The sequence below is a fragment of the Rathayibacter sp. AY2B3 genome (assembly GCF_002931755.1).
Classification (GTDB): domain Bacteria; phylum Actinomycetota; class Actinomycetes; order Actinomycetales; family Microbacteriaceae; genus Rathayibacter.
The window spans coordinates 71070-94623 of sequence record NZ_PSUG01000004.1 but is presented as its reverse complement, the minus strand read 5'-3'; the positions used below and the strand labels follow the sequence as shown (position 1 = coordinate 94623).

Below are 23554 nucleotides of genomic sequence, written 5' to 3'. Positions count from 1 at the left end.
CCTGCACAACGCACCGCGTCCTGCAGATCGCACTCCGGGAGCCTGCAGAGCGCACGCGGGCCTGCAGATCGCACGGAAGCCTGCAGAGCGCACGCGCGGGAGCGGCGCCGCGCGGTCAGAGCTGCGAAGCGCTGAAGGTGTCGCAGCTGGTGGCGTCGCCCTCGAAGCCGGCCTGGAACCAGCGCTGGCGCTGCTCGGCCGAGCCGTGCGTCCACCCCTCCGGGTCGACGGTGCCGGTGGCCTGCTCCTGGATGCGGTCGTCCCCGACGGCGGCCGCGGCGCCGAGCGCGTCCTGGTACTCCTGCGCCGTCACCGGCTTGAGGTAGGGGGTGCCGGTCTCGTCGGGCACCGTCGAGGCGTCGCCCACCCAGGCGCCGGCGAAGCAGTCGGCCTGCAGCTCGAGGCGCACCGAATCCGACTCGGGGCCGGTGCCGGAGCGGTCCGCCGACTCCATCGCGCCGGTCAGGTTCTGGATGTGGTGGCCCCACTCGTGGGCGAGGATGTACATCTGCGCGAGCGATCCGCCCGAGGTGTCGAACCGGGTGCGCAGCTCGTCGAAGAAGTCGGTGTCGAGGTAGATCGTCCGGTCCGGCGGGCAGTAGAACGGGCCGACCGCGGCGGACGCACTCCCGCAGCCGGTGGTGGTCTGGTCCTCGAACAGGTCGACGCCGGTCGGGGTCGTGTAGGCGACTCCGAGGGTGAGCGTCTGCTCGCCCCAGTAGCGGTCGAGCGACTCGGCCGCGCCCTCGAGGCGGCAGTCGACCTGCGTGTTGGCGTCGGCGCCGCTGTCGCAGGCCACCGCGGTGGAGGTGACGCCCTCCGGCGAGGAGCCTCCTCCGCCGAACACCTCGCCGAGGCCCGAGAGGTTCACGCCGAGCAGCTGGGAGAGCAGCGCGAGCACGACCACACCCACCGCGCCTCCGCCGACGGCGATGCCGGTGGTGCGGCCTCGGCGGCGGACCTTGCCGCCGCTGAGCTGGGAGTCGTCGTTGAAGGTCATGCGGACGAAGCTAGCGCTCCGCGGAAGGGCGCCGCTCGGGCTTGCGGTCAGCCCCAGCGCGACTCGCTGGCAGAGCGGATGATCTCGAGCAGCGCCTCGCGCAGGGGGCCGTGCTCGAGCGAGCCCGGGAACATGTCGACCTCGAGGCGGTGCGCCCGGCGCCAGGCCTCGCTGCCCGCGGCGGTGAGCGCGACCAGCTGCCGGCGGCGGTCGGACGGATCCGTGGTGCGCGAGACGTGCCCCTCGCGCTCGAGGCGCTCGATGGTGCGCGACATGGTCTGCACCTCGACGTGGGCCGAGGCGGCCAGCTCCTTCTGCGCGACGGGGCCCGCCTGCAGGAGGTGCAGCACGATCAGTCCGGCGTGGGTGAGGCCGATCTCGGCGAGGGCGCCGTGCCAGGCGTGCTCGACCATCCGGGAGGCGGTGGAGAGCAGCCGGCCGGTGGGCCAGTCCTCCATCCCGGAGGAGTCGTCCGCGCGCATCTGATCAGGGTAGACCCGCTCCCGGGGCGCGACGGCACCGGGCGCGGGACACTCAGGCGCTGACGCCCCGCGCCTCCCGGCCGCGAGCCGCGGACGGGCCGACCGTCACGACGCGAAGCGGTCCGTCGCCTCGATCAGCGCGTCGAGGATGCCCGGCTCGTCGAAGGCGTGGCCCGCGTCGGCGATCATCCGGAAGTCGGCCTCGGGCCAGGCCCGGTGCAGGTCCCAGGCGGTGAAGGCCGGCGTGCACATGTCGTAGCGGCCCTGCACGATGACGGCCGGGATGTCGCGGAGGACGCCGGCGTCGCGGATGAGCTGCCCCTCCTCCAGCCAGCCCTTGTGCACGAAGAAGTGGTTCTCGATTCGGGCGAAGGCGAGCGCGAAGACGGGATCGGACCAGTCCGCGATCAGCTCCGGCTTCTGCAGGAGGGTGATGGTCGACGCCTCCCAGGTGGTCCAGGCGACGCCGGCGGGACCGTGCACCGCGGGGTCCGCGTCGTGGAGGAGGCGGTAGTACGCCTCGATGAGGCCGCCCCGCTCGCCGGCCGGGACGACGGAGGTGTAGCCCTCCCAGAGATCCGGGTAGACCGCGGCGGCGCCCCCCTCGTAGAACCACTCGAGCTCGGCGCGGCGGAGGGTGAAGATGCCGCGGAGGACGATCTCGCTGACCCGCTCCGGGTGGGTCTCGGCGTAGGCGAGGGCGAGGGTCGAGCCCCAGGAGCCGCCGAGCACGAGCCAGCGCTCGACGCCGAGGTGCTCGCGGAGGCGCTCGATGTCGGCGACGAGGTACCAGGTGGTGTTGGTCGAGAGGTCGGCCTCCGGCTCTCCGGCGTGCGGCGTGGAGCGGCCGCACATCCGCTGGTCGAACAGCACGATGCGGTACTTCTCGGGGTCGAACAGTCGGCGGTGGGCGGGCGAGGTGCCGGCTCCGGGGCCGCCGTGCAGGAACACGACGGGCTTGCCCTCGGGGTTGCCCGAGACCTCCCAGTAGAGCGAGTGGCCGTCGCCGACGTCGAGCATGCCGGAGTCGTGGGGCTCGATCTCGGGGTACAGAGTGCGCATGGCCCGCACCCTACCGACTGTCAGGGTCGCGGTCCGCGAGGCGGGCGGCCCGGCCCCGGAGAGGGCGGGAGCGCCCGCGTCCACCCGGCGCACCCGCCTCCCGCGGTCGTTACTGTGGAGCGGACCTGCACGCCCCCGTCGAAGGAGCCCCCATGCCCACCACTGTGCGCGGCGTCATCGCCCGGTCGAAGGGCGCTCCCGTGGAGCTCGTCGACATCGTCGTCCCCGACCCGGGCCCGGGCGAGGCCGTGGTCGACATCGAGACCTGCGGTGTCTGCCACACCGATTTCCACTACCGCGAGGGCGGGATCAGCGACGACTTCCCCTTCCTCCTCGGGCACGAGGCGGCCGGTCGGGTCAGCGCGATCGGCGAGGGCGTCACCCACGTCGCGGTCGGCGACTTCGTGGTCCTCAACTGGCGCGCGGTCTGCGGCGAGTGCCGGGCCTGCACCCGGGCCGAGCCCTGGTACTGCTTCAACACCTTCAACGCGACGCAGCGGATGACCCTGGAGGACGGCACCGAGCTCAGCCCCGCCCTCGGGATCGGGGCGTTCGCCGAGAAGACCCTGGTGCACGCGAAGCAGTGCACGAAGGTCGATCCGGAGGCGGACCCCGCCGCGGTGGGCCTGCTCGGCTGCGGGATCATGGCCGGCCTCGGCGCGGCGATGAACACCGGGAACGTGACGCGCGGTGACTCCGTCGCGGTCATCGGCTGCGGAGGAGTCGGCACGGCGGCCGTGGTCGGCGCCGCTCTCGCGGGCGCCGGCACGGTCATCGCGATCGACCGGGACCCCAAGAAGCTGGTCGTGGCCGAGAAGCTCGGCGCCACGCACGTCATCGACTCCAGCGGCCTCGACGAGGCGGGCGTCGTCGCAGCGGTGCAGGCCCTGACGAACGGCTTCGGAGCGGACGTCGTCATCGACGCCGTGGGCCGCCCCGAGACCTGGCGTCAGGCGTTCTACGCCCGCGACCTCGCCGGGACCGTGGTGCTGGTCGGGGTGCCGACTCCCGAGATGACCCTCGAGATCCCCCTGCTCGACGTCTTCGGCCGCGGCGGCTCGCTGAAGTCGAGCTGGTACGGCGACTGCCTGCCCGAGCGCGACTTCCCGATGCTGACCGGCCTCTACCTCCAGGGCCGCCTGCCGCTGGACGAGTTCGTGAGCGAGCGGATCGGGATCGAGGACATCGAGGAGGCCTTCACCACGATGGCCGGCGGCGACGTGCTCCGCTCGGTGGTGGTGCTCTGATGGGCGCACGGATCGAGCGACTCGTCACGAGCGGCACGTTCAGCCTCGACGGCGGCACCTGGGACGTCGACAACAACGTCTGGATCGTCGGCGACGACTCCGAGTGCGTCGTCATCGACGCGGCCCACGACGCGGAGGCGATCCTCGCGGCCGTCGGCGAGCGCCGGCTCCTCGCCGTGCTGCTGACCCACGGGCACGACGACCACCTCGACGCGGTCGAGGGCGTCCGCGCGGCGACCGGCGCCCCGGTGCTGCTCCACGAGGCCGACCGGATGCTGTGGGACGCCGTGCACCCCGGCACGGCCCCGAGCGGCGGTCTGGTCGACGGTCAGGTCGTGACCGTCGCCGGCATCGCGCTCGAGGTGCGCCACACCCCGGGCCACACCCCCGGAGCGGTCTGTTTCGTGGCCGAGGCGCTGGGGACGGTGTTCACCGGCGACACGCTCTTCCAGGGCGGCCCGGGGGCCACCGGCCGCTCCTACAGCGATTTCCCGACGATCATCGACTCGATCACTGATCGCCTGCTGACGCTGCCCGCCGAGACGGTCGTCCGGACCGGCCACGGCGACTCGACGACGATCGGAGCGGAGGCCCCGCACCGCGAGGAGTGGATCGCGCGCGGGCACTGACCGGGCGGGGGGGGCAGGCGCGCGCGCTGTCGGCCCACCCTCTGCGGCGTTCTGCTCATCCGGGCCTTCGCCTCGGTGTGGGTATTTCGCAACAGGTAGGTCGTGCTCTCTTGTTACCGTGAACAATCGCCGGTACCGTGCGGAGACCACACCGCAGGCGGGATCCCCCGTCCGCCCACCGGTTCGCTGCAGAACCCGAGAGGACACGTCGACGATGACGTCACGACCCCCGGGCGGAGGCAGGCGCTCGCGCCTGCTCGCCGCCACCCTCGCCGCCTCCGCGACGATCGCCCTCGCCGCCGGCGCCGCCGTGCCGGTCGCCGTCGCCGCGACAGCGGCGACCACCCCCGCGCAGAGCCTGCTCGCGGACTTCACCTTCGACACCGCCCCGAGCGGAGGCGCCTTCACCGACAGGTCGACCCGCGCCGCCGTGAAGGGGACGCCGACCCTCGTCGCCGGGCGCACCGGGCAGGGCAGCGCCGTCTCGCTGTCCTCCTCGTTCTGGCTCGATCTCACCGGGACCGACGGGCAGCCGCTGCTGAAGGGGCGCGACTCCGTCACCCTGTCGTACGACTCCAAGCCCGCCGCCGCGGACAACGTCGGCTGGTCGGTCTTCGCCGCACGCTCGGCCGCGACCCAGGACTACGCCCAGGAGAAGTACGTCGGCGTCCTCGACAGGACGACCGGCATCACCGTCGAGCGGTACGCCAACAGCGGTGCCCGCGACTCCTCGGGCAACCTCACCGGCCCGAGCAGCACGGAGTGGAAGCACGTCGACCTCGTCCTGAGCGCCGGCACCGCCCGCCTCTACGTCGACGCGAAGCCCGTGGCCGTCACGACGGCCGGCCCCTCGCTCGCAACGGTCCTCGGATCGACCGGCGGAGTCCTGCAGGTCGGCAAGGCCAACTGGGGCGGCGGGGAGTACTTCACCGGTCTCCTCGACAACCTGCGCGTCTACGACCGCGCCCTGACCGGGGCCGAGCTGGGCGCGACCAGCAGCACCGTGGCGACCGACCTGCGCGCAGCACTCGACGTCCCCACGACCGTGCTCGGCGACCTGCCCGCGCAGGTGCTCGGGAACACCGTGACCTGGACCGCCTCCGGCGCCGGCGCCGCGCGCGTCTCCTCCACCGGCGCCGTGAACCTCTCGGGCCTCACCGCTCCCGTCGCCGTCCGCCTCCAGGCAGCCGTCGCCGGGCAGACCTACGCGTGGGACAGCACCCTCGCCGTGCCCGGTGGGCGCATCGCCACCTCCGTCAAGACCGTCACCACGACGAACGGAGTGAAGGACGACCCGCTGGCCTACAACGACGACCGTCGCGCGGACTCGCTCTTCACGGCCGCACTGCCCGCCGGCGCGACCACCTGGGAGCCGCTGAACCGCTCGCAGTCGATCCTCTCCGTCCTCAAGGACGGCGACCAGGCGCAGCGCCCGAACGCCCAGATGGGCTCGCCGCTGCTGTTCCGCTCGAAGGACGGCTCGCTCGGCGCGGTCTCGTCGCAGAACAACGCGACGGACTCCGTCTACCTCTGGAGCTCCGCCGACGGCCGCACCTTCCGCGACCAGCGCGTCCTCCGGGTCGCGCCGGGCTCGGTCGTGACCGACCCGCGGATCGTCTTCGACTCCGCCCTCGGCGTCTACAAGCTGTTCTGGACCGATCTGCTCACCACCGAGGGCCGCGTGACGCTGTTCACGGACCTCGCCTCCGGCACCGCTCCCGGAGCGACCACCCGCGCCGACGCCCGCGTCCCCGGTGTCCAGGGCTCGGGTCTCCCCGCCTGGTTCACCCAGGGCCAGGCCGGCGAGACGACGCTGACCTCGTCCGAGTTCGGCACGTTCTACCGCGAGTACGTCGACCTGAAGAACACCGGTGTGAAGTCGCTCAGCGGCTCCGTCGACGCCGGCGCCGGATCCGCTGCGATCGCCGCAGCGCTCCCGGGGCAGGCCGTGATGGAGTACAACGACGGCTCGACCAAGTCGCTCAACGTCGACTGGCAGGACGATCTGACCACCGCCGTCGACACCTCGCGTCCCGGGACCTACCAGGTCACCGGCGCCGTCCAGCAGGACCCCGAGGCGATGGTCAACGAGGCCCGCGCGGATCCGCACGTCTTCTTCAACGAGGACGACGGCTACTACTACCTCACGGGCTCGCACTACGGACAGGACTCCCTCGGCCCGATCGAGGAGAGCTCCAGCTACCGCAAGATCGGCCTCAAGCGCTCGAAGACCATCGCCGGTCTCGACTCCGCTCCTGAGCAGATCGTGATCGACCCCGACGCCGGCACGCCCGGCCTCCAGAGCCAGTACCCGAACACCTTCTACGGCTGGGGCGGATACATCTGGGCGCAGGAGTTCCACAAGATCAACGGCACCTGGTGGATCGTCGCCGGCATGAACAAGGGCTACGCGCCGGTGGGCGGCTGGTGCGACAACACCGTCCTGATCCCCTACACCGGGACCGACGCCTCGATCGCCGCGGGCGGCTTCCTCGACAAGACGAAGTGGGGCGAGCCGGTCGTCCTCGAGGGCGCGGCCTTCGACGTCAGCTACATCGACCGCCAGGAGAACGGCGCCACCCAGGGCTACTGGATCCTGCCCAACGGCAACACGCTCTCACTCGCCAAGGCGACGATGGGACCCAAGGGCACCGTCCCGCTGGTCTCCGGTGCGGTCAGCCGCATCTACGGCGAGAGCCAGCCGTGGGAGTCGGGCAAGCGCTCGCCGACCCCGTCCGACACCACCGAGGGCAGCGACCAGGGCGTCGTCGAGGCGCCGTTCATCGTGTCCGAGGGAGGACGCATGTACCTCACCTACTCGGGCGGAACGGTCGACAAGTACTACTCGCTCGGCATGCTCACGGCCGATGCGAGTGCCGACCTCCTCAACCCCGCGACGTGGACGCAGACCGCGTTCCCCGTACTGGACACCGAGGACACCTACCTGGGCCGTCTCGGCGCGGACGAGACGCAGTACTTCTCGCGCCAGCAGGCCGGCACCGGGCACAACTCGTTCGTCGAGGACGAGTCGGGCAACCTGCTCCTCGCCTACCACGCCCGCCCCTACCCGGACCCGCACACGGCGACCGACCCGCAGAACGCGGGCGGCCTGTTCGACTCGGACCGCAACACCTGGTTCAAGGGCGTGAACATCCGCGCGAGCGGCCGGCTCGACCTCTCGCTCTCGAAGGAGCAGGAGGTGGCCTCGGCCAACCGCACCGTCACGGCGACGATCACCGTGAAGGCGCCGGCTGTGCCCGTCACCGCCACGGCGGCGGCTCGCTGCGTCGCGGGCAAGGTGGTGGTCACGCTGACCACCGTCAACAAGGCCGCGTCGACCGCCGACCTCCGCTGGAACACCCTGTGGGGCGCGAAGACGCAGCAGATCGACGCAGGCCGGACCGCCTCGCTGGCCGTGACCACGCGGGCCGCCTCGGTCACCGCCGGCACCGTCCAGGGGGTCGCCACCGTCGGCAGTGCCTCCGCTCCCGTGAGCGCCGCCTACCCGGCGCTCCGCTGCGGATGACCTGACCGGCTCCTTCGACCGACGACGCCCGGCCGCCCCTCATCTGAGGGCGGCCGGGCGTCGTCGTTCCTCTCTGTGGTGATGTGCCGGGCGAACGGGTCGCGGCCCTCGATGATCTCGGCGGTGCAGCCGGCATCGCGGGAGAAGACCCACCGGATGACGCGGCCGCGTCGGACGACCGGACCGTTGCGATCCACGACCGACTCCCTCATCGAGGGGAGGTCGTCGGTCGACGAGGTACGGGGTGTCGTGAGTCGGACGGGAAGAGGCGAGCCGGTCTGTCGCTGCTGCACGAACCGGCCCGCCCCTTCGGCATCGTCTCAGTGGACGAGGGCGACCTCCGCCTCGTCCCAGGCGGGGTCGAGGTCCTCCTTCTTCCCTCGGATGAGGAGGAGTCCGATGACGGAGGCGGCGACCATGGTCACTGCGGCAGCCAGGAACACCGCCTTGTAGCCGTCGGTGAACGCGGCGAGTTCGGCCGTTCCGGACGCCATGGCGGAGTCCGCGGTACTCGCGTAGAACACGGTGAACACCGCGAGCCCGATGGATCCGCCGATGTGGAACACGGAGTTGACGACGGCTGAGGCCACTCCGGCGTCCTCGTTCTCGACCCCGAGAAGGGCGAGGTTCTGGACGGGTACGAAGAGCATGGAGAGTCCGATCCCGAGCACGACCATGGCGGGCAGGACCTGGAGGAAGTAGTTCCCGTCCGGGGTGATGCCGAGGAGCAGGAAGAGCCCTGCTGCCGAGACGAGCGGCCCGACGATCATCAGGGGTCGGGGGCCGAACGTGTTGAGGATCTTCGTGGTGACGGGCGAGAACGCCATGATCGCGACGGTCATGGCGAGGTTCGCGAGCCCGGCCGTCAGCGGCCCCATTCCGAGGACGATCTGGAAGTAGAACGCGAGGTAGAGGATGGCCCCGATCATCACGGCGCCGTTCGCGGCCTGAATCAGGATCGCGCCGCCTCGCACGCGACGCAGGATGACGCGCAGGGGCAGCAGGGGCTGGTCGACCGTGCGTTCGATGAGCACGAAGACGGTCAGCAGGACGATGCCGAGTGCGAGGAAGGCGACGGTGTCGATCGCGCCCCATCCGTGCTCGGCCCGCGTGAACCCGTAGACGATCGCGCCCAGTCCCAGGGTCACCGTGACGGTTCCCCAGACGTCGTGGCGATTGTCTCCGTCCGCCTTGCTCTCGCGAAGCACGAGAGCCCCGCCGACGAGGCCGAAGGCGACGAAGAGCAGGTTGACGAAGAGGCACCAGCGCCAGTCGGTGAATTCGGTGAGCACGCCGCCCAGGATCAGGCCGATGGCGGCTCCGGATCCGGCGACCGTGCCGAAGACGGCGAAGGCGAGATTGCGTTCCTTGCCGTGGGTGAACGTGACGGTGAGCATGGCGAGCGCGGCGGGGGCGAGCAGCGCTGCGAACGCGCCCTGGACACCGCGGGCGATGACGAGCTCCATACCGCTCTGAGCCAGTCCGGCCCAGAGCGAGGCGGCTCCGAAACCGGTCATCCCCACCATGAAGGTGCGCTTCCGGCCCCCGTAGTCGGCGATCCGACCGCCGAGAAGGAGAAGTGCTCCGAAAGCGAGGGCGTAGGCGGCGACGACCCACTGGCGCAGGCTGTCGCTCATCCCCAGATCTGCTTGGGCTTGAGGCAGGGCGATGGTGACGATCATCGTGTCGAGGACGACGACGAGCTGGGTCATGGCGAGAACGGCGAGCGCCCACCAGCGGGCGTTCGGCTTGTCCGCGATTCTGGACATGGAGAAACCTCCAGGCTTCTGAGGAATGAAGTCGCTGGAGGTTTTCAGCCTCGGATCCCGCACCGGCAGTGCACCTGACCGCCCGCAGCTCTGAAGCTGGGCAGGCGATCACGGTACCACAAGTTTACAATCATGAATGTACAGTTTCTCCCTGATTCGTCGACCGTGAGAGCCATCCCTCCGGGTGCGGTCCGTCGTCAGGACGACCCGCACCGAGAGGGTCGAGCCTCACCTTCCGACGTCTGAAGGAGAGAACGGCAGACTAGCGGCCGACGCTGTCGCACCCGCTCGTGCGGCGACGCGTCGCCACCCTCCGGGCCGCCTCAGCACCCACCATCCCTAGCCGCTCACTCGGACCGAGGGAGCGGCGGAATCGATCACGACATGGAATCGAACCCGCCCAGCGGTGAGGAGGTCCTGCCTTCTCCTCGGACGTCTCCTCGCGCGACGCGACCCAACAACCGGACTCGGATCCTCGACGCAGCGGTCCGCGTCGCGGCACGGGAAGGATCTGTCCGCGTCACGCTCGAAGCGACTGCCGAAGAGGCTGGGCTGACACGCGGTGGAATGATGTACCACTTCCGCGATCGAGCCGATCTCGCCCGTGCTCTCCAGGAGCACGTCGCGGCCGGCTGGGAAGCCCAGCTGATCGACGTCGCGGGGAAGACGGCGGACGAGGCCACCTTGACGGAGCGCGTGACCGCCTACGTCACCGTCGCCCTGACGCCGTCGACGCGCATGCAGATCGGACTCCTCCAGGCCACGGGCAGCGACACCGCTCTCCGAGCGCCGGTAGCGGAGGTGCGCCGACGGTGGACGCCCTCCGCAGAGGAGACCGCGGCCGATCCGATCGCTCTCCGCCAGTTCATCGCCTGTCTTGCTGCGGACGGCCTGTGGTCGCACCACTCCCTCGGAGGTGATCGGATACCGGACGACACTCGAGCCGCGGTGATCTCCGAGATCATCCAGCTCTCCAGCCCGGGGTGATGCACGAAGGGCACTTTCCGGCGCGAGGCGGGTCCCGGCCGGGAGGAGCCCGACCGGGACCGAGACTCTTCCTTCTGCGGTCGAGGATCAGGACAGGCCTGTCCCCGGACCCGGCTCCTGGGTCGAGCCGAGCCCCAGGCCGGCCTCACACTGCTGAGGATGCAGCAGGGACGGCCTCCTCGAGGAGCGCCGCCATCGCCTCGCACCACGGCAGCACGGTCGCGAACGTCACCGACACGACCGATCCGACGACGGCCGACCAGGAGACGTCCCGCGTGCGCCCGCACAGGCACTCCGCTCGTCAGCGGGACAGCAGCGCGACGTGGATCTCCTCGGCGAGGAGGTCGAGTGCTCTGGCGTGGGACGCCAGGAAGGCCCGGCCGTCGCGCGTGATCGAGAAGCGCTCGATGCGCTGCAGCGCGGTCCTCCTGCCTCTCTCGAGGAGCACCAGACCCCGGCGTGAGAGCCGGAGGAGGCGCTTGCGCACCTCGACGACATCGACGCGGTCGCCGGAGCGGAGGTCGAGAACTGCTCGCAGGCGGGACTCGTCTCGGTTCTCTCCGGTCGCGAGCGCGATCAGGATGAAGACGTCGATGCTGCAGTCGAGCCCGCAGGCTCCGCAGCGGTTCGTGCACCGCGCAGGGCGTGCCAGGGACACGAGGAATCGATCGAGGCGCATCACGGATGTCTCCTGGGGAACGGCGGCCTCCTGCTGCAACGGGAGGGTCCGGGTGGGCCGGTCACGGCCGGCGTGCGCGTCCGGGCATCGTAGCCAGGGCAGCTCCAGAGGTGCGGAGGCTCGACATGGTCGTCGGACGATCGGGTCGTGGGCTCATCCGGACGTTGCAGGGGAACGCTCAGGAGAGAGGGAGGGCGTTGCCGTTGATCAGCAGGAGGTCGTGCGCTCCGACCGCAGCTGCGCTTCCGGCCGCTCCGTCGTCCTTCTCCTCGGCGAGGCCGTGCGGTTGCGCGGCCTTCGCCAGCACGAGCCCGGCGGTCGGGACAGTCCCGGTTCTCACGCTGTGATGCATCTCGTCGGTCGTCCTTCAGAGGTGGCGGCACTGCAGGTCGGGCGCAGTGCCGGTCGGGGCGGTACCGCAGGGGAGCGGGCGATCGTGTCGGCCGCTCCCCCGCCTTCTCAGCGTCATCTGCGTTCCGGGTAGTCGACGCTCGTCTGCGCGGTGACCGTCTTCCCGTCGCCGACGGCCTTCCCTGTCGCGGCCACCGTCCCGGCGGGGATCGAGACCGCGCGGGTGGTGACGGCGCCCGACGCGGATGCTCCCGGCGCGACTCCGGTCACGGTCTTCGAGCCGAAGGCGGTGACGGTCGTGATGTCCATGATCGAGCGGCTGTCGTTCTTGACCACAGTGGTCAGGACGACCTTCCCGCTGACGCAGCGGGTCGACGCCGTGGCGGTCACGGTGAGCGGCGACGTGACGGTGACCTTCGCGGTCACGGTCCGGTTCGCAGGCGCGACCTCCTCCGTCGGCGTCAGGTCGAAGACCGGTCGGCCGTCGGCGGCGTAGTGGATGCGGGCGAGACGGGTGTCGCGGCCGTCACCCCCGACTCCGTTGCCCCAGGTGTGGTAGACGTACAGGTCGTTGCCGTCCTCGTCCTGGGTGACGGCTCCGTGGCCGGGACCCTGCTCGTAGGCGCGGTAGTCTACGACGCCGTCGGGCAGGGGGACGCTCTGCAGGAGCGGGCCGTCGTACTTCGTCCAGCTCGCGATGTCGGTCAGGTCACTGCCCTCCTCCGCCCAGGCGCCTCCCACGATGTACTTCGGGCTGACACCGCTGCTGGAGTAGACGAGCGTGATCCTCCCGTCGCGCTGGATCGCGAACGCTCCCTCGGACAGGTGGTCCTCGAACGTCAGCGAGGGCACGATGATCGGGGTCGGCTCGCCGATGACGCGGGTGGGGTTCGCGGGATCGACCTTGGCGATCCAGGTCGCCGGGTCGCTCACTCCGTTGTCGACGTAGCGCTGGGACCACGCGTAGTACCCGGTTCCACCGGACTCGAAGTAGGTCATGTCGAGGCTGATGTTGCGTCCCGTGCCGGGGCGTCCGAGGGCGCTCCCGTCGCTCTTCAGGACGGCGCGCGGCGCGCTCCAGTCGGAGGGGTTCGCGGGGTCTCCGCCGTCGCGCAGCTGCATGATGTGCGCCTGCACCGTGAACCACTGACCGTTCTGGTTCGACTGGTCGTTGTCCGGGTTGAAGCACGGGGCGAACAGGATGGAGAGCTTGCCGCCGATCTCGTGGATCTCGGGGGCCCAGTAGCAGCCCGCGATCACCTTGCCCTCGGCGGTGCGGTCCATCCGCGTGGTGCGGTCGAGGAGGTCCACCTCACGCGCGCGTCCGCCGTTGTCGTCGCTGAGCTGGTCGATGCTGTCGGCGACCCGGATCGGCAGGTGCTGCGAGGCGACGTTGTTGTTGTTCGTGTCGTCCGTGGCGGTGAAGAGGTACTGCGTCTTCCCGTTGCGCTCGTAGCGGTAGATCGTCGGATCCGCGCGGTTGTAGGCGAACGGCTCGTTGTACTGGCGCTGGCGGACGGTCCCGGAGAGGTCGTACGTTCCCGGGCCCTTCGCGGCGAGGTCGGCGAGCTGCTGCTGGTTCCAGTCGATGCCGAGGCTGCCGGTCGAGCCGTCGTTGTAGGAGAGCTGCGCCTTCACTCCGGACAGGGCGGAGGTGTCGCCCTGATCGATCGTCTGCGGTGCGACCGAGGATCCGGTGTTGACCGTGCGGCCGAACCTCTTGGCGAGCGAGTCGGCGACGGAGCCGGAGACGGTCAGCGCGCCGCCCGGCAGAGCGTCGGGGACGCGGCCCGAGACCCCGGAGAGGTCGGGAGCGGCGACAGTAGCGGGGCTTCCTCCGAGGACCGCACCGCGGTTCCCGTCGGTCACGACGACGCTGCGACGGCCGCCGTCCTTCGGCCAGAACGCCTGCGCGCGGAGCTCGGTGCGGGCGAGGTCCGTGACGGTCGTGTACTTCGCAGCCCCGGAGGAGTCCGTCCAGGAGACGAGGTAGCGGTTCTGGTCTGTGTCGTAGACGGCCTTCGGCGCGACGACGCCCCCGGTGGTGCCGAGGTCGATGAGGCCGAGCTCGGTGAAGTCGGACGCGGTGGCGTCCGTGGCCTTGAAGACCAGAGCGCTCGAGGCCCCGGTGCCGTCGGACGCGCCCGACTGCAGGACGCGGGTGGCGATCACGCCGACGGTCCCGTCGGCGAAGGTGAACAGCGAGGGGTTCGCGAGGCCGCGGTTGTCGGCCTTGTCGGTCCCGAGGAAGACCCCGTCGGCGAAGAGGACTCCCGAGTTGCCCGAGAGCGGTGCCGCGTCGGCGACGGACGAGCCGAGTGCCAGGTGGAGGCCGCGGGCGATCGTGTCCTCGTTCGCCTTGTCCTCGCCGGTCGGCGTCCGGGTGTCCGACACCACGGTCTTCGCCGTGGAGGCGCTGAGGACGGTGGTGCGGAAGGTCTTCGTCAGCGTGGTGGTGCCGACCTTCACGGAGGCGGTGAGCGCGAGCGCCCGGTCGGTCGCCGTGTCGTTCACGAGGCGTCCGCCGGACAGGCCGGCGCCGTCCGCGCTCCACGACACGGTATAGCCGGCGAGCGTGGGAAGAGCGGTTCCGGAGGCGACGGTCGGCGGGACGACGAGGGCGGTGCGCAGGCGCGCCGTGGCGTCGGCCTCGGTGTCCGCGGCGACGGTGACGCTGCGCGCGGTGCCGGTGGCGGCGGATCCGGCGAAGGTCGCGGTCGGGGTCAGGGTCACGGTGGCGTTCGCCGAGCCGGGTGCCGGGCGGCGCACGGAGCCGTCGGTGCCGATCACAGCGGGGTCGCTGCTCGCCCAGGTGAGGACGGAGCCGCCCGCGCCGCGGGTCGGCAGGGAGAGGTCGCTGGTGACGGGTCCGGTCACGGAGACGGTCGCCGCGGCGGCGTCCGATGCGGCGATCGCGGCGGCGGCCGGAGCCGCGTCCTCGCGCACCTGGTCCTGGGTCAGTGCGGAGGAGTAGACGTGCACGTCGTCCATCGCCCCGGCGAAGAGAGGGTCGGGGCCGTAGAACGACTTGCCGAGGAGGCCGGAGAAGGCGGAGGTGCCGACGGTCGCCGCTCCGGTCGCGGAGGTCGGGGTGGTCTGGGCGAGCCGGCCGTCGACGTAGGTCGAGACGCTGACGCCGCTGCGCAGGACCACGGCGACGTGGCTCCAGCGGCCGGTGGCGGCGGGACCGGAGTCGGCCGCGCGCTGCTCCGAGCCGTTCTTCACGGCACCGATCAGGTTGCCTCCGCACTGGGGCGTGGTGAAGAGGTACCGCTCGGTCGACTGCCCGAGCGCGTACGCCCAGCTGCAGCTCTGGTTCCCCTCCCAGCGCAGCCAGGCCGACATGGTCACGTCGGTGGTGGCCGCCGTGGTCAGTCCCGGCGCGATCTCGGCGTAGGCGGCGGAGCTGCCTGCAGCGCCACCGGGGAGGCGGAGTGCGCGGTCGGTGCCGCCGCGCGGGCCGACGACGGTCGTCGCTCCGGTCCCGCGCACGGTGGCGGAGCGGCCGGCAGCGGAGTCGGTCAGGGTCGTGCCCGCGCCCACGGCGGAGCCGACGGCGGCGGACGAGGAGAAGTCGTAGGAGAGGACCGGGCTGGGCACCGCGGCCTGTGCGGGTGCCGCGCTGAGCGCAGCCCCTCCCGCTGTCAGGCTCGCGGCGACCAGGAGGGCCGTCGTGCGTCGGAACCGCATTGTTCGTCTACTTCCGTGGGAGAGGTGGATGCGGGGAGCACGGACCCAGGGTCCGTGCTCCCCTGCTCCGGTGGCCGGAGGCCCCGGAACGGAGGAGGTCAGGGGAGGGGCGGCTCGACGCCGCCCCTCCCCTGTCACCGGCCTAGCGGCAGGTGAGCGCCGAGTACGGCGCGGCGGCCGTCCTCGTGCCGTTCGCGTCCTTCGAGGTGACGCTCACCTCGCCCGCGGCGACCGAGGTCGCCCGGGTGGTGAAGGCGGCGGAGACGGACTTGCCGGGAGCGACCCCGGTGAAGGTCCTGCTCCCCCACTGCGAGCCGACGGTCATCTCGACCGTGGAGCCGCTCGTGTTGGTGCCGGTCGCGGTGACCGTCACCTTGCCGGCGACGCAGCGGCTCGCGGCCGAGGCCGTCAGCGACGGTCCGGGAGGAGCCGTGGCGGTGATGGTGGCGATGGCCGACGTCGCTGCCGAGTTGGCGAGCTGTCCGCGCACCTGCACGGTGTCGCCCGCCTTCTTCAGCGAGCTGAGATCGGCCGTCTCCCACGTCACGGCGACCGTCTCGCGGTGACCGTCCTTGAACGTCGCGCCCACCGTGGCGGGCAGGTCGACGGTGGTCGATCCGGCCTGCACGGTCCGCGCCACGGCGTCGATCGAGGTCACCAGGAGCGACGGGTTCCACTTCGCGGCGAGCCCGTCGCGCTCCTTCGCGGTGATGGAGACGACGGATCCGTGACGGGGCGAGGTCGGCAGCGAGAAGCTGCTGGGGATCGTCCACTGGATGTCGCCCTCGAGCGAGTTCGTGCCGAGCGGGATGTAGCCGCGTCCGCCGTAGTTGTCGGTCCAGAGGAAGTACTTGTACCCGGACCGGTCGCCCTCGTTGGTCTTGAAGATCTCGGGACCCTCGACCTCCGGCGTTCCGGCGGTGCGGCCGATGCAGGTGTCGATCAGGCTCCACGCGCCGGAGGCGGTGGTGGCACGGAGGTTCGTCGACTTCTGTCCGATGATGTCGGGCGAGGGGCAGCCGCTGGTCTCGGTCGCCTTCGTGAAGCGGTAGTAGGTGTCGCCGTCCTTGAGCATCGTGGCGTCGATCAGTCCGTTGCTCTTGTTGAGCGAGGGGACGTCAGCGGCCTTGAACCAGACCTCAGGGGTGGTGAAGTCGCGGAAGTCGCGGGTGGTGGACGTGAGGATCTGCGGTCCGTTGCCGTCCTCGACGTTGCGCGTGCTGTCGGTGAAGAGGGCCGAGGTCCAGTAGACGACGTAGGCGTCGATGGTGGGGTCGTAGGTGGCCTCCGGCGCCCAGGTCATGCCCGCGTTCGGCAGGTTGACCTCGACGTGGCGCTGCTGGCCCCAGTTGACGAGGTCCGTGGACTCCCAGATCTCGAGGTAGCGGCTGCCGCGGTTGGTCGATCCGCCGAAGCCGGTGGTGCCGACGGAGAGGTCGGTGGCCATCAGGAAGAAGCGGTCGCCCTCCTTCGAGCGGAAGATGAACGGGTCCCGCAGGCCCTTCGTGCCCAGGGTGGAGGTGAGGATCGGCTGGGCGTCGTTCAGGGTCTTCCACCTGAGCGAGTCGTTGCCGTCGGAGGTCGCGAAGCGGATCTTCTCGCCCTCGATGCTGTCGCCGGTGAAGTACGCGAACAGGTACGCGTCGAGGTCGCTCGCGGCCACGGGGGCCGCGGCCGGAACGGTGCGCGTGAGCGTCCGCACGAGGGGCGTGGTGCCGGGGACGGTGATCGTCGCGGTGAGGGTGACGGTGGTGTCGGCGGACGGACGCGTGAGCGAGCCCTTCGCGACGACGTTCGGCGCGGTGCCCTTGTCGGCGGAGGTGATGACGGCCTCGTTCGACGAGGTCCAGGTCACCACGGCGCTGGAGCTGTTCGCGCGCGCGGCGGTGGTGGCGACGTCGGCTCCGGTCGAGGGCAGGTTCAGGCTGCCGCGCACCGGTCCGGCGAGGGCGGGATCGTTGGTGATGCCGTCGGCGACGGCCCGGGCGAGCTCGGCCTCGGCGCTGTCACCGGCGGCGTACGCCGGGACGAAGACGGTGGTCGCACGGCCGACGACGGTGATGCCGCCGTGGACGGCGGTCGGGGTCAGCGTGACGGTGGCGTCCGGGCTGCCTGCGGCGGGCCGGGTGACGACGCCGCTGGTGCTGACGACGCCGGGGGCGCTCGACGTCCAGGTGATCGTGGAGCCGTTGGCGCCGGTCGTGGGAAGAGTGAGGTTCGAGGTGACGTTCGAGGTGTCGCCGAGCGACACGGCGGCGTCCTGGTTCGCGAGCACCGAGTGCACGGACGCGGCGCTCTGCTGCACCTGGCCGGCGGTGAGCGCGGAGGTCCACACCTGCATGTCGTCGATGGCCCCGGCCCAGTAGGCGTCCGCGCCGTAGAAGGACTTGCCGAGGAAGCCGGAGAACGTGGAGGTGCCGATCGCCGAGGCGGCGGTGAAGGTCGTGCTGCCCTGGCCGACGAGGGTTCCGTCGAAGTAGGTCGAGACCGACTGGCCGCCCTTGACGACGACCGCCATGTGCACCCAGCGGTTCGCAGCGACCGGAGTGGTGCCTGCGGCCCGCACCTCGGAGCCGTTCTTGATCGCACCGAAGCCCGCGGGTCCGCACTTCGTGGTGGAGAGGACGTGGGAGTCGACGCTGGAGCCGAGCGTGAAGGGCCAGGTGCAGTCCGGAGCACCGCTCCAGCGCAGCCAGGCGGACATCGTGACGTCCTGCGTGCCGGCGGGGATCAGGCCCGGGGCGATCCGGACGTGCGGCGCGGCCGACGTGCTCGATCCGCCCGGGAGCGAGAGAGCGCGGTCGGTGGAGGCGCCGGAGGGGCCCGCGACGCTGGTCGCGCCGGCGTTGATCAGGGTCCCGGGGTGGTTGCCCGGAGCGGAATCGGCGACGACGGCTCCGTTGGCGAGCGTCGCGCCGATGCCGTCGAACGAGTACTGCAGCGCGGGAGCGGGAACGGTCTCGGCGGCACCGGCGGCACCGATCGGTCCGAGGACGCCGCCGAGGCAGGCGATGGCGAGCGTCAGCGCGGCGCCCGCTCGGGGGAGGCGTGAGCGCCGGGTGCGCTCCTGCCGGGGGGTTCGTGACATGAGGGGGTCCTTCAGGTGAGGGGTCGGAGGGGGAGGACGGAGCCCGCGTGACCGGCCGGCGGAGTGGTGAGTCCGGCGTTCGTCTGGCGGGGAGGGAATCGCCGGGAGGCGGCCCGGGACGCGGGCCCGGCGACCCGCGATCGGGAGGCGGACACCGACGTGCGGGCGAGGATGTGGCGTCGCGCGGTGCGGGCGCCGACAGCGGTCACCGCGTGGGAGGTGTCGGCGGGGTCGGCAGCCGTCGGGGCCGGGCGTGGGCCTGCGGCGGGTGGATGCGGCGGGAGGGTGGTGCTGTCGTCATCATCGACGTTCCTCTCAGGTTCGCCTTCGAACCGGTCGGAGTGGGACGCGAGCCGCGAGGACGCGCTCGCCCACTTCAGGGGACACCGTACCGACTTTTGTTAACGGTAACAATGGCGGATTCCCGGGGGATGCCGCAGCAGCGGCGAGTGTGAGCGCTCTCTCCCCGCGAGCACGGGGATCCGCGTCGACGGATCACCCGCGCACGGCGGGGCTCGAACCTGATCCGCTCGAGCCCGGCACTTGACACCGGCTCCGGGACCGGTCGATCGTTGTCCACGTCAACATGCAGGTCGTGATCAGCTTCCCCTCCCACACGGAGCGTCGGCGCTGACGCGTCCCGCGGCGGGACGACCGGATCACCATCCCGGTCGCTCCGGCGCATTCTCTGCCGTGCTCCGATCCCTTCGGACACGGCTTCTTCCTGCGACCCTCACCCGCGTCCCTTCGGGGACGCCGGATGTCTGTGAAAGGCACCCATGTCCCGGACAACGAAGTCCCACCCGTCCAAGCGCCTGATCGGCGCCGTGATCGCGGCCGTCGTCGGCATCACGACCTTCGGCATCAGCTCGCCCGCCTCTGCGGCCACCGCCCCGGTCGGCCTCGGATCGGCGCAGGAGATCCGCAACCAGCACAGCAGCATGTGTCTCGACGACTTCGACTTCGGGACTCAGCCCGGAGCCGAGGTGCGGCAGTGGAGCTGCACCGAGGGGAGCAACCAGCGCTGGCAGGTCACCGACCTCGGCACAGGCTACGCCGAGATCAAGAACACCTTCAGCAACCTCTGCCTCGACAACTTCGACTTCGGCACCACCCCGGGCTCGGAGGTGCGGCAGTGGAGCTGCAACGGCAGCACCGCCCAGCAGTGGCGGATCACCTCCGTCGGCGGAGGCTACGCCGAGATCGCCAATCGGCACAGCGACCTCTGCCTCGACAACAAGGACTTCCGCCAGCTCGACGGCTCCCCCGTTCAGCAGTGGACCTGCACCGGCTCCAAGGCCCAGCGCTGGGCACTGACCGATCCGACCGTGCAGAAGATCACCTGGACGCTGAACCGCGTCGCGAGCCCGACCGCTGACGAGGCCGACGCCTACGCCCGCATCACCGACGCGATGGACCGCGCCGTGGCCCGCTACAACCGCCTCAGCAACATCTCCCGCTCCCTGACCGTCTCGTACAGCCCCGGAACCCCGACGGCCGATGCGAACATCTACGGCCAGATCCGCTTCGGCAAGGAGCGCGTCTACATGGTGGAGGGCACCGCCATGCACGAGATCTCGCACACCGTGGGCTTGGGCACGTCGACCACCTTCAACACGAACTGCGAGAACAGCAGCTGGGACTCGGCCCTGGCACTGCTGCGCACCTGGGACGGACCGGACGCGACGATCCAGTGCACCCCGGGTCACATCTTGAACTACGGCCTCAACTACAACAGCGAGTTCAGCCAGCTGAACCTCGAGCGCCACGTGAAGCTGGTGCAGTCCATGCTCAGTGACGGCATGTAGCCGTCACTCGAGGCACGCCCGAACGAGCATCCTCGCCGCCCCTCGCGGGCGGCCGGCGCCGGCGGGGCGGGGAACCAGAGCCCTCCCCCCCGCCGGCGCCGCAGGCCCCGATGTCTCCCTCCGGAGGCGCGGGGCAGCGGAGCGCTCGGGAGTCGAGGAGGGCCCCTCGACCGGGTGGTCGCAGCCGACGTGCCGGACGCCGCACCCTGGGGAGGGGGCGTCCGGCACGTCTTCCTCGTGTCAGCGCCGTCCGGTCCGCCGGACCCCCCGGAGGCGCATGACGGGCGGCGTCTGCGGGCGCTAGCGGTTCTGCTCGACGGTGCTCGGCGCGGTCCGGTGCGTCTCCGGCGCCTCCGTGCCGACGGGCTCCGCCTCCCCGCTCGCCGCGGCCTCCCGCAGGTACTGCGCCGACATGACGCGGTAGGTGCGGGTGAGCATCGCCGCGCCGGCCGCGATGATCATGACGACTCCGCCGACCAGGAACACCAGCGCGATCCCCCGGCCGATGCCGTCGCCGAGCAGCCCGCCGAAAGCCGAGCGCCCGGCCGGCGACTCCATGTACGGGATGAGCGCGAACTCGGCGATCGGGGCGATGAGGAACGACGTGATCGGAGCGGCGGCCGACTCGAACGCCGCGGCGAAGCCGAAGACGCGCCCCTGGGTCTCGAAGGGGACGACCTTCTGGATCACCGTCTGCTCGGCGGCCTCGACCGCCGGGATCAGGGTCATGTAGATCCAGATGCCGCCGGCGTAGAGCCACCACCAGTCGCGGAGGGTGAAGACCGCGCCGATCAGGCCCATCGCCATCACGAGCAGCAGCATCGTCCGGATCGGGTTCCTCCCGAGGCCGAACCTCGCCACCAGCAGACCGCCGATGACGAAGCCGGTCGCCGTCACTCCGAGCACCACGCCCCACAGCTCGACCGGGAACAGCTCGAGGCCGTACGGGTCCATCAGCGCCATGTAGACGCCGCCGATCAGGTTGTTGAACGTCGAGAAGACGAGGAGCGCGAAGAGCCCGGTCGCCGCCCGCACCGCGGTGAGGCTGCCGCGCAGATCGATCAGCGGCGCCCTCTCCCCCGTCGACACGGGCCGCTCCTCCGGGATGCGGAGGAACAGCAGGTGCACGAGCGCGGCGGCGGAGAGGCCGATCGCGATCACCAGCGTCCACCCCATGCCGAGCAGGCCGATGGCGAGCCCGCTGAAGACGCTCGTCACCACGAAGGCGAGGCCCTGGACCGTGCCGACGAGGCCGTTCGCGCGGGCGTGCCCCTCCACCGGGACCAGCAGGGTCACCGTCGTGGTCAGGGCGGTGTTGCGCATGTTCTCGATGACGGTGACGAAGAGGATCGTTCCGGAGAACACCCAGAACCAGGGGACGCGGAAGTCCAGGAGCGCCGCCTCGGGCAGCGCGAGGAAGAGACCGCCCGCGACGCCGAACGACACGAGCGTGACCGCCCCGGCGAAGACCATGACGCGGAACTTGCGGTGCCGGTCCACGATCGTGCCGAAGGCCATCGCGAAGACCGCGACGAGCAGCATGTAGGCGCCGCCGATGATCCCGGTCGCCAGGACGGAGCGCGTCTCGAGGTACACCCAGAACGTGAGCGCGAACCAGAGGAAGCTCGTCGTCACGTTCGCGACGGCGGTGTTGAGGAGGATCTGGTGGAAGTCGCGGAGCCTCGACGAGGCGTCGGCGCGGGCTCCGGGCACCGGGGCGGTCGAGGACACGGCTTCCCTCCGCTCGCGACGGCGCCGTCGGTCCCGCGGCGGGAGTCGGGGGTCGTCGCAGCCACTGTAGGACCGCGCCGTCGGCGAGTCGAGAGGGGCCGGGCGTCCGGCGGGGATGCGCTGCCGCCTCCCGCGCGGAACGAGGGCGCCGCCGCCCTCGCGACCCGGATCAGCGGGCCTCGGGGGCGGCGGCGCCGACGGGTCAGACGATGGCGGCGCGGAGGGCCGCGGCGGCCTCGCCGACGTCCGGGGCGCCGTAGATGGCCCCGCCCGCGACGGCCACGAGGGCGCCGGCGCGCTGCACCGACTCGATGGTGGCGGTGCTCACGCCGCCCGCGACCGAGAACGGCACGCCGGAGGACTCGCCGTCGCGCAGCAGGGTCTCGAAGGTGAAGCCCTCCTCCGCCTGCTCGTCCAGACCGGCGTGCATCTCGACGAACTCGGCGCCGAGGGCGAAGACCTCGCGGGCGCGGGCGGCCTTGTCGGGCACGCCGATGAGGTCGACGACGACGCCCTTGCCGTGCTTCCTCCCGGCGGCGATCGCGCCGGCGATGGTGCTGTCGCCGGCGACGCCGAGGACCGTCACGAGGTCGGCGCCGGCCGCGAAGGTCATGTCGGCCTCGAGCTCGCCCGCGTCCATCGTCTTGAGGTCGGCGAAGACCGTCTTGTCGGGGTGCGCCTCCTTGATGGCGGTGATGGCGGAGAGGCCGGCGCTCTTGATGAGCGGGGTGCCCAGCTCGAGGATGTCGACGTGCGGGGCGGCGGCAGCGGCGAGCTCGAGGGCGGCGTCGGTGCTGAGGGTGTCCATGGCGAACTGGAGCTTCACGGGGTTCTTCTTCCTGTCGAGGTGGGGAGTCGGGTCATTCGAGGTTCGCGTGGCGCGGCCAGAGCTCGTCGGCGCTGTCGCCGCGGCGCTGCCAGAGCGCGTGGAACAGGGCGTCGCCGGTGAGCACGACGACCTGCTCGAAGAGCCCGCCGGAGTACTGCGCCGAGGCGGCCCCGGAGCGGTCGAGCTTGTCGGCGGCGGGCACGACCACCACGGCGGAGGCGAGCCCGGCCAGCGGGGAGTCGGCGGCGGTCGTGATCGCCGCGACCCGCGCTCCGGCGTCGACGGCGGCCTGCGCGGCGCGGACGATGCCCCCGGTGGTGCCGGAGCCGCTCGCGGTGAGCAGCACGTCGCCGCCGCGGATCGCCGGGGTCGTCACGTCGCCGACCACGTGCACGACGAGTCCGAGGTGCATGAGGCGCATGGCGGTCATCCGCAGGGCGAGGCCGGAGCGGCCGGCGCCGTGGACGAAGACGCGGTCGGCGCCGGCGAGCAGCTCGAGGACGGGCTCGAGCCGGTCGGTCGTCAGCGAGGCGGTCGCGGCGGACACCTCGGCGGCGATCACGGCGAGCGCCTCTGCGGGGTCGGTGGTGCGGTCGTCAGCGGGCATGGGTCCACAGTGAGCCCGGCGACCGGATCCGCGCGCCACCTGATCGAGGAGGTCCGCCTACCCGATCGG

Annotated in this window: 16 protein-coding genes; 5 read left to right on the top strand and 11 right to left on the bottom strand. The window is 71.4% G+C overall.

The features are described 5' to 3' along the window. Positions 1-115 precede the first annotated feature (115 nt). The 3 genes from C5C24_RS02745 to pip all read right to left on the bottom strand — a co-directional run bounded on the left by C5C24_RS02745 (position 116) and on the right by pip (position 2544). Positions 116-1000 carry a neutral zinc metallopeptidase gene (locus C5C24_RS02745; protein ID WP_104304217.1) on the bottom strand — a complete coding sequence of 295 codons (885 nt, stop codon included), beginning with the start codon at positions 998-1000 and terminating at the stop codon, positions 116-118. A gap of 47 nt (positions 1001-1047) precedes the next feature. After that, positions 1048-1482: a MarR family winged helix-turn-helix transcriptional regulator gene (locus tag C5C24_RS02740; protein ID WP_104277181.1), complete on the bottom strand. Its 435-nt coding sequence runs from the start codon at positions 1480-1482 to the stop codon at positions 1048-1050. A 105-nt stretch (positions 1483-1587) separates the two neighbouring features. Next, positions 1588-2544, bottom strand: coding sequence for a prolyl aminopeptidase (gene pip / locus C5C24_RS02735; protein ID WP_104277180.1), 957 nt, complete (start codon positions 2542-2544; stop codon positions 1588-1590). A 152-nt stretch (positions 2545-2696) separates the two neighbouring features. Here pip and C5C24_RS02730 point away from each other — a divergent pair, with 152 nt between their 5' ends. The 3 genes from C5C24_RS02730 to C5C24_RS02720 all read left to right on the top strand — a co-directional run bounded on the left by C5C24_RS02730 (position 2697) and on the right by C5C24_RS02720 (position 7946). Beyond that, on the top strand, positions 2697-3791 hold the full coding sequence (locus C5C24_RS02730) for an S-(hydroxymethyl)mycothiol dehydrogenase (RefSeq protein ID WP_104304252.1): 1095 nt from the start codon (positions 2697-2699) through the stop codon (positions 3789-3791). Next, positions 3791-4420 carry an MBL fold metallo-hydrolase gene (locus C5C24_RS02725; RefSeq protein ID WP_104277178.1) on the top strand — a complete coding sequence of 210 codons (630 nt, stop codon included), beginning with the start codon at positions 3791-3793 and terminating at the stop codon, positions 4418-4420. The genes C5C24_RS02730 and C5C24_RS02725 overlap by 1 nt, the downstream gene beginning before the upstream one ends. A gap of 214 nt (positions 4421-4634) precedes the next feature. Beyond that, on the top strand, positions 4635-7946 hold the full coding sequence (locus C5C24_RS02720) for a family 43 glycosylhydrolase (RefSeq protein WP_104304251.1): 3312 nt from the start codon (positions 4635-4637) through the stop codon (positions 7944-7946). 320 nt (positions 7947-8266) lie between these two features. On the opposite strand, the gene C5C24_RS02710 is transcribed toward C5C24_RS02720, so the two are convergent. Further along, positions 8267-9715 (bottom strand): MFS transporter, encoded by a 1449-nt coding sequence (locus C5C24_RS02710; protein WP_104304220.1) that lies wholly within the window; start codon positions 9713-9715, stop codon positions 8267-8269. A gap of 384 nt (positions 9716-10099) precedes the next feature. Here C5C24_RS02710 and C5C24_RS02705 point away from each other — a divergent pair, with 384 nt between their 5' ends. Beyond that, a complete protein-coding gene (locus C5C24_RS02705; protein WP_104304250.1) occupies positions 10100-10702 on the top strand; it encodes a TetR/AcrR family transcriptional regulator in 603 nt (200 codons plus the stop codon). A 301-nt stretch (positions 10703-11003) separates the two neighbouring features. Here the strand turns inward: C5C24_RS02705 and C5C24_RS02700 are convergent, their stop codons facing one another. From C5C24_RS02700 to C5C24_RS02690, 4 genes are all read right to left on the bottom strand, one after another. After that, the gene (locus C5C24_RS02700; RefSeq protein WP_104304222.1) at positions 11004-11381 is read right to left on the bottom strand and encodes a hypothetical protein; all 378 of its coding nucleotides are present in this window, start codon (positions 11379-11381) and stop codon (positions 11004-11006) included. Positions 11382-11559: 178 nt separating this feature from the next. Further along, entirely contained in the window at positions 11560-11721 is a 162-nt protein-coding gene (locus C5C24_RS17805) for a hypothetical protein (RefSeq protein WP_181118478.1), read from the bottom strand. A gap of 125 nt (positions 11722-11846) precedes the next feature. Beyond that, on the bottom strand, positions 11847-15422 hold the full coding sequence (locus C5C24_RS02695; RefSeq protein WP_104304249.1) for a LamG-like jellyroll fold domain-containing protein: 3576 nt from the start codon (positions 15420-15422) through the stop codon (positions 11847-11849). A gap of 142 nt (positions 15423-15564) precedes the next feature. Continuing rightward, complete coding sequence (locus tag C5C24_RS02690) at positions 15565-18510, bottom strand: immunoglobulin-like domain-containing protein (RefSeq protein ID WP_104304248.1); 2946 nt, start codon at positions 18508-18510, stop codon at positions 15565-15567. 779 nt (positions 18511-19289) lie between these two features. Here C5C24_RS02690 and C5C24_RS02685 point away from each other — a divergent pair. After that, positions 19290-20318, top strand: coding sequence for an RICIN domain-containing protein (locus tag C5C24_RS02685; protein ID WP_104304247.1), 1029 nt, complete (start codon positions 19290-19292; stop codon positions 20316-20318). Between the two features lie 300 nt (positions 20319-20618). On the opposite strand, the gene C5C24_RS02680 is transcribed toward C5C24_RS02685, so the two are convergent. The 3 genes from C5C24_RS02680 to hxlB form a co-directional block, all read right to left on the bottom strand. Then, positions 20619-22049: an MFS transporter gene (locus C5C24_RS02680; RefSeq protein WP_104304246.1), complete on the bottom strand. Its 1431-nt coding sequence runs from the start codon at positions 22047-22049 to the stop codon at positions 20619-20621. Positions 22050-22251: 202 nt separating this feature from the next. Then, positions 22252-22875 (bottom strand): 3-hexulose-6-phosphate synthase, encoded by a 624-nt coding sequence (gene hxlA, locus C5C24_RS02675; protein ID WP_104304245.1) that lies wholly within the window; start codon positions 22873-22875, stop codon positions 22252-22254. Positions 22876-22909: 34 nt separating this feature from the next. After that, entirely contained in the window at positions 22910-23485 is a 576-nt protein-coding gene (gene hxlB, locus C5C24_RS02670) for a 6-phospho-3-hexuloisomerase (protein ID WP_104249685.1), read from the bottom strand. Positions 23486-23554: the final 69 nt, after the last annotated feature.

Bases quoted from the DNA above. Each gene is read 5' to 3' on its own strand.
- pip (WP_104277180.1), bottom strand. From the start codon at position 2,544: ATGCGCACTCTGTACCCCGAGATCGAGCCCCACGACTCCGGCATGCTC.
- C5C24_RS02720 (WP_104304251.1), top strand. From the start codon at position 4,635: ATGACGTCACGACCCCCGGGCGGAGGCAGGCGCTCGCGCCTGCTCGCC.
- hxlB (WP_104249685.1), bottom strand. From the start codon at position 23,485: ATGCCCGCTGACGACCGCACCACCGACCCCGCAGAGGCGCTCGCCGTG.
- C5C24_RS02700 (WP_104304222.1), bottom strand. From the start codon at position 11,381: ATGCGCCTCGATCGATTCCTCGTGTCCCTGGCACGCCCTGCGCGGTGC.
- C5C24_RS02725 (WP_104277178.1), top strand. From the start codon at position 3,791: ATGGGCGCACGGATCGAGCGACTCGTCACGAGCGGCACGTTCAGCCTC.
- C5C24_RS02740 (WP_104277181.1), bottom strand. From the start codon at position 1,482: ATGCGCGCGGACGACTCCTCCGGGATGGAGGACTGGCCCACCGGCCGG.
- C5C24_RS02695 (WP_104304249.1), bottom strand. From the start codon at position 15,422: ATGCGGTTCCGACGCACGACGGCCCTCCTGGTCGCCGCGAGCCTGACA.
- C5C24_RS02705 (WP_104304250.1), top strand. From the start codon at position 10,100: ATGGAATCGAACCCGCCCAGCGGTGAGGAGGTCCTGCCTTCTCCTCGG.
- C5C24_RS02710 (WP_104304220.1), bottom strand. From the start codon at position 9,715: ATGTCCAGAATCGCGGACAAGCCGAACGCCCGCTGGTGGGCGCTCGCC.
- C5C24_RS02690 (WP_104304248.1), bottom strand. From the start codon at position 18,510: ATGTCACGAACCCCCCGGCAGGAGCGCACCCGGCGCTCACGCCTCCCC.
- C5C24_RS02730 (WP_104304252.1), top strand. From the start codon at position 2,697: ATGCCCACCACTGTGCGCGGCGTCATCGCCCGGTCGAAGGGCGCTCCC.
- C5C24_RS02685 (WP_104304247.1), top strand. From the start codon at position 19,290: ATGTCCCGGACAACGAAGTCCCACCCGTCCAAGCGCCTGATCGGCGCC.
- C5C24_RS02745 (WP_104304217.1), bottom strand. From the start codon at position 1,000: ATGACCTTCAACGACGACTCCCAGCTCAGCGGCGGCAAGGTCCGCCGC.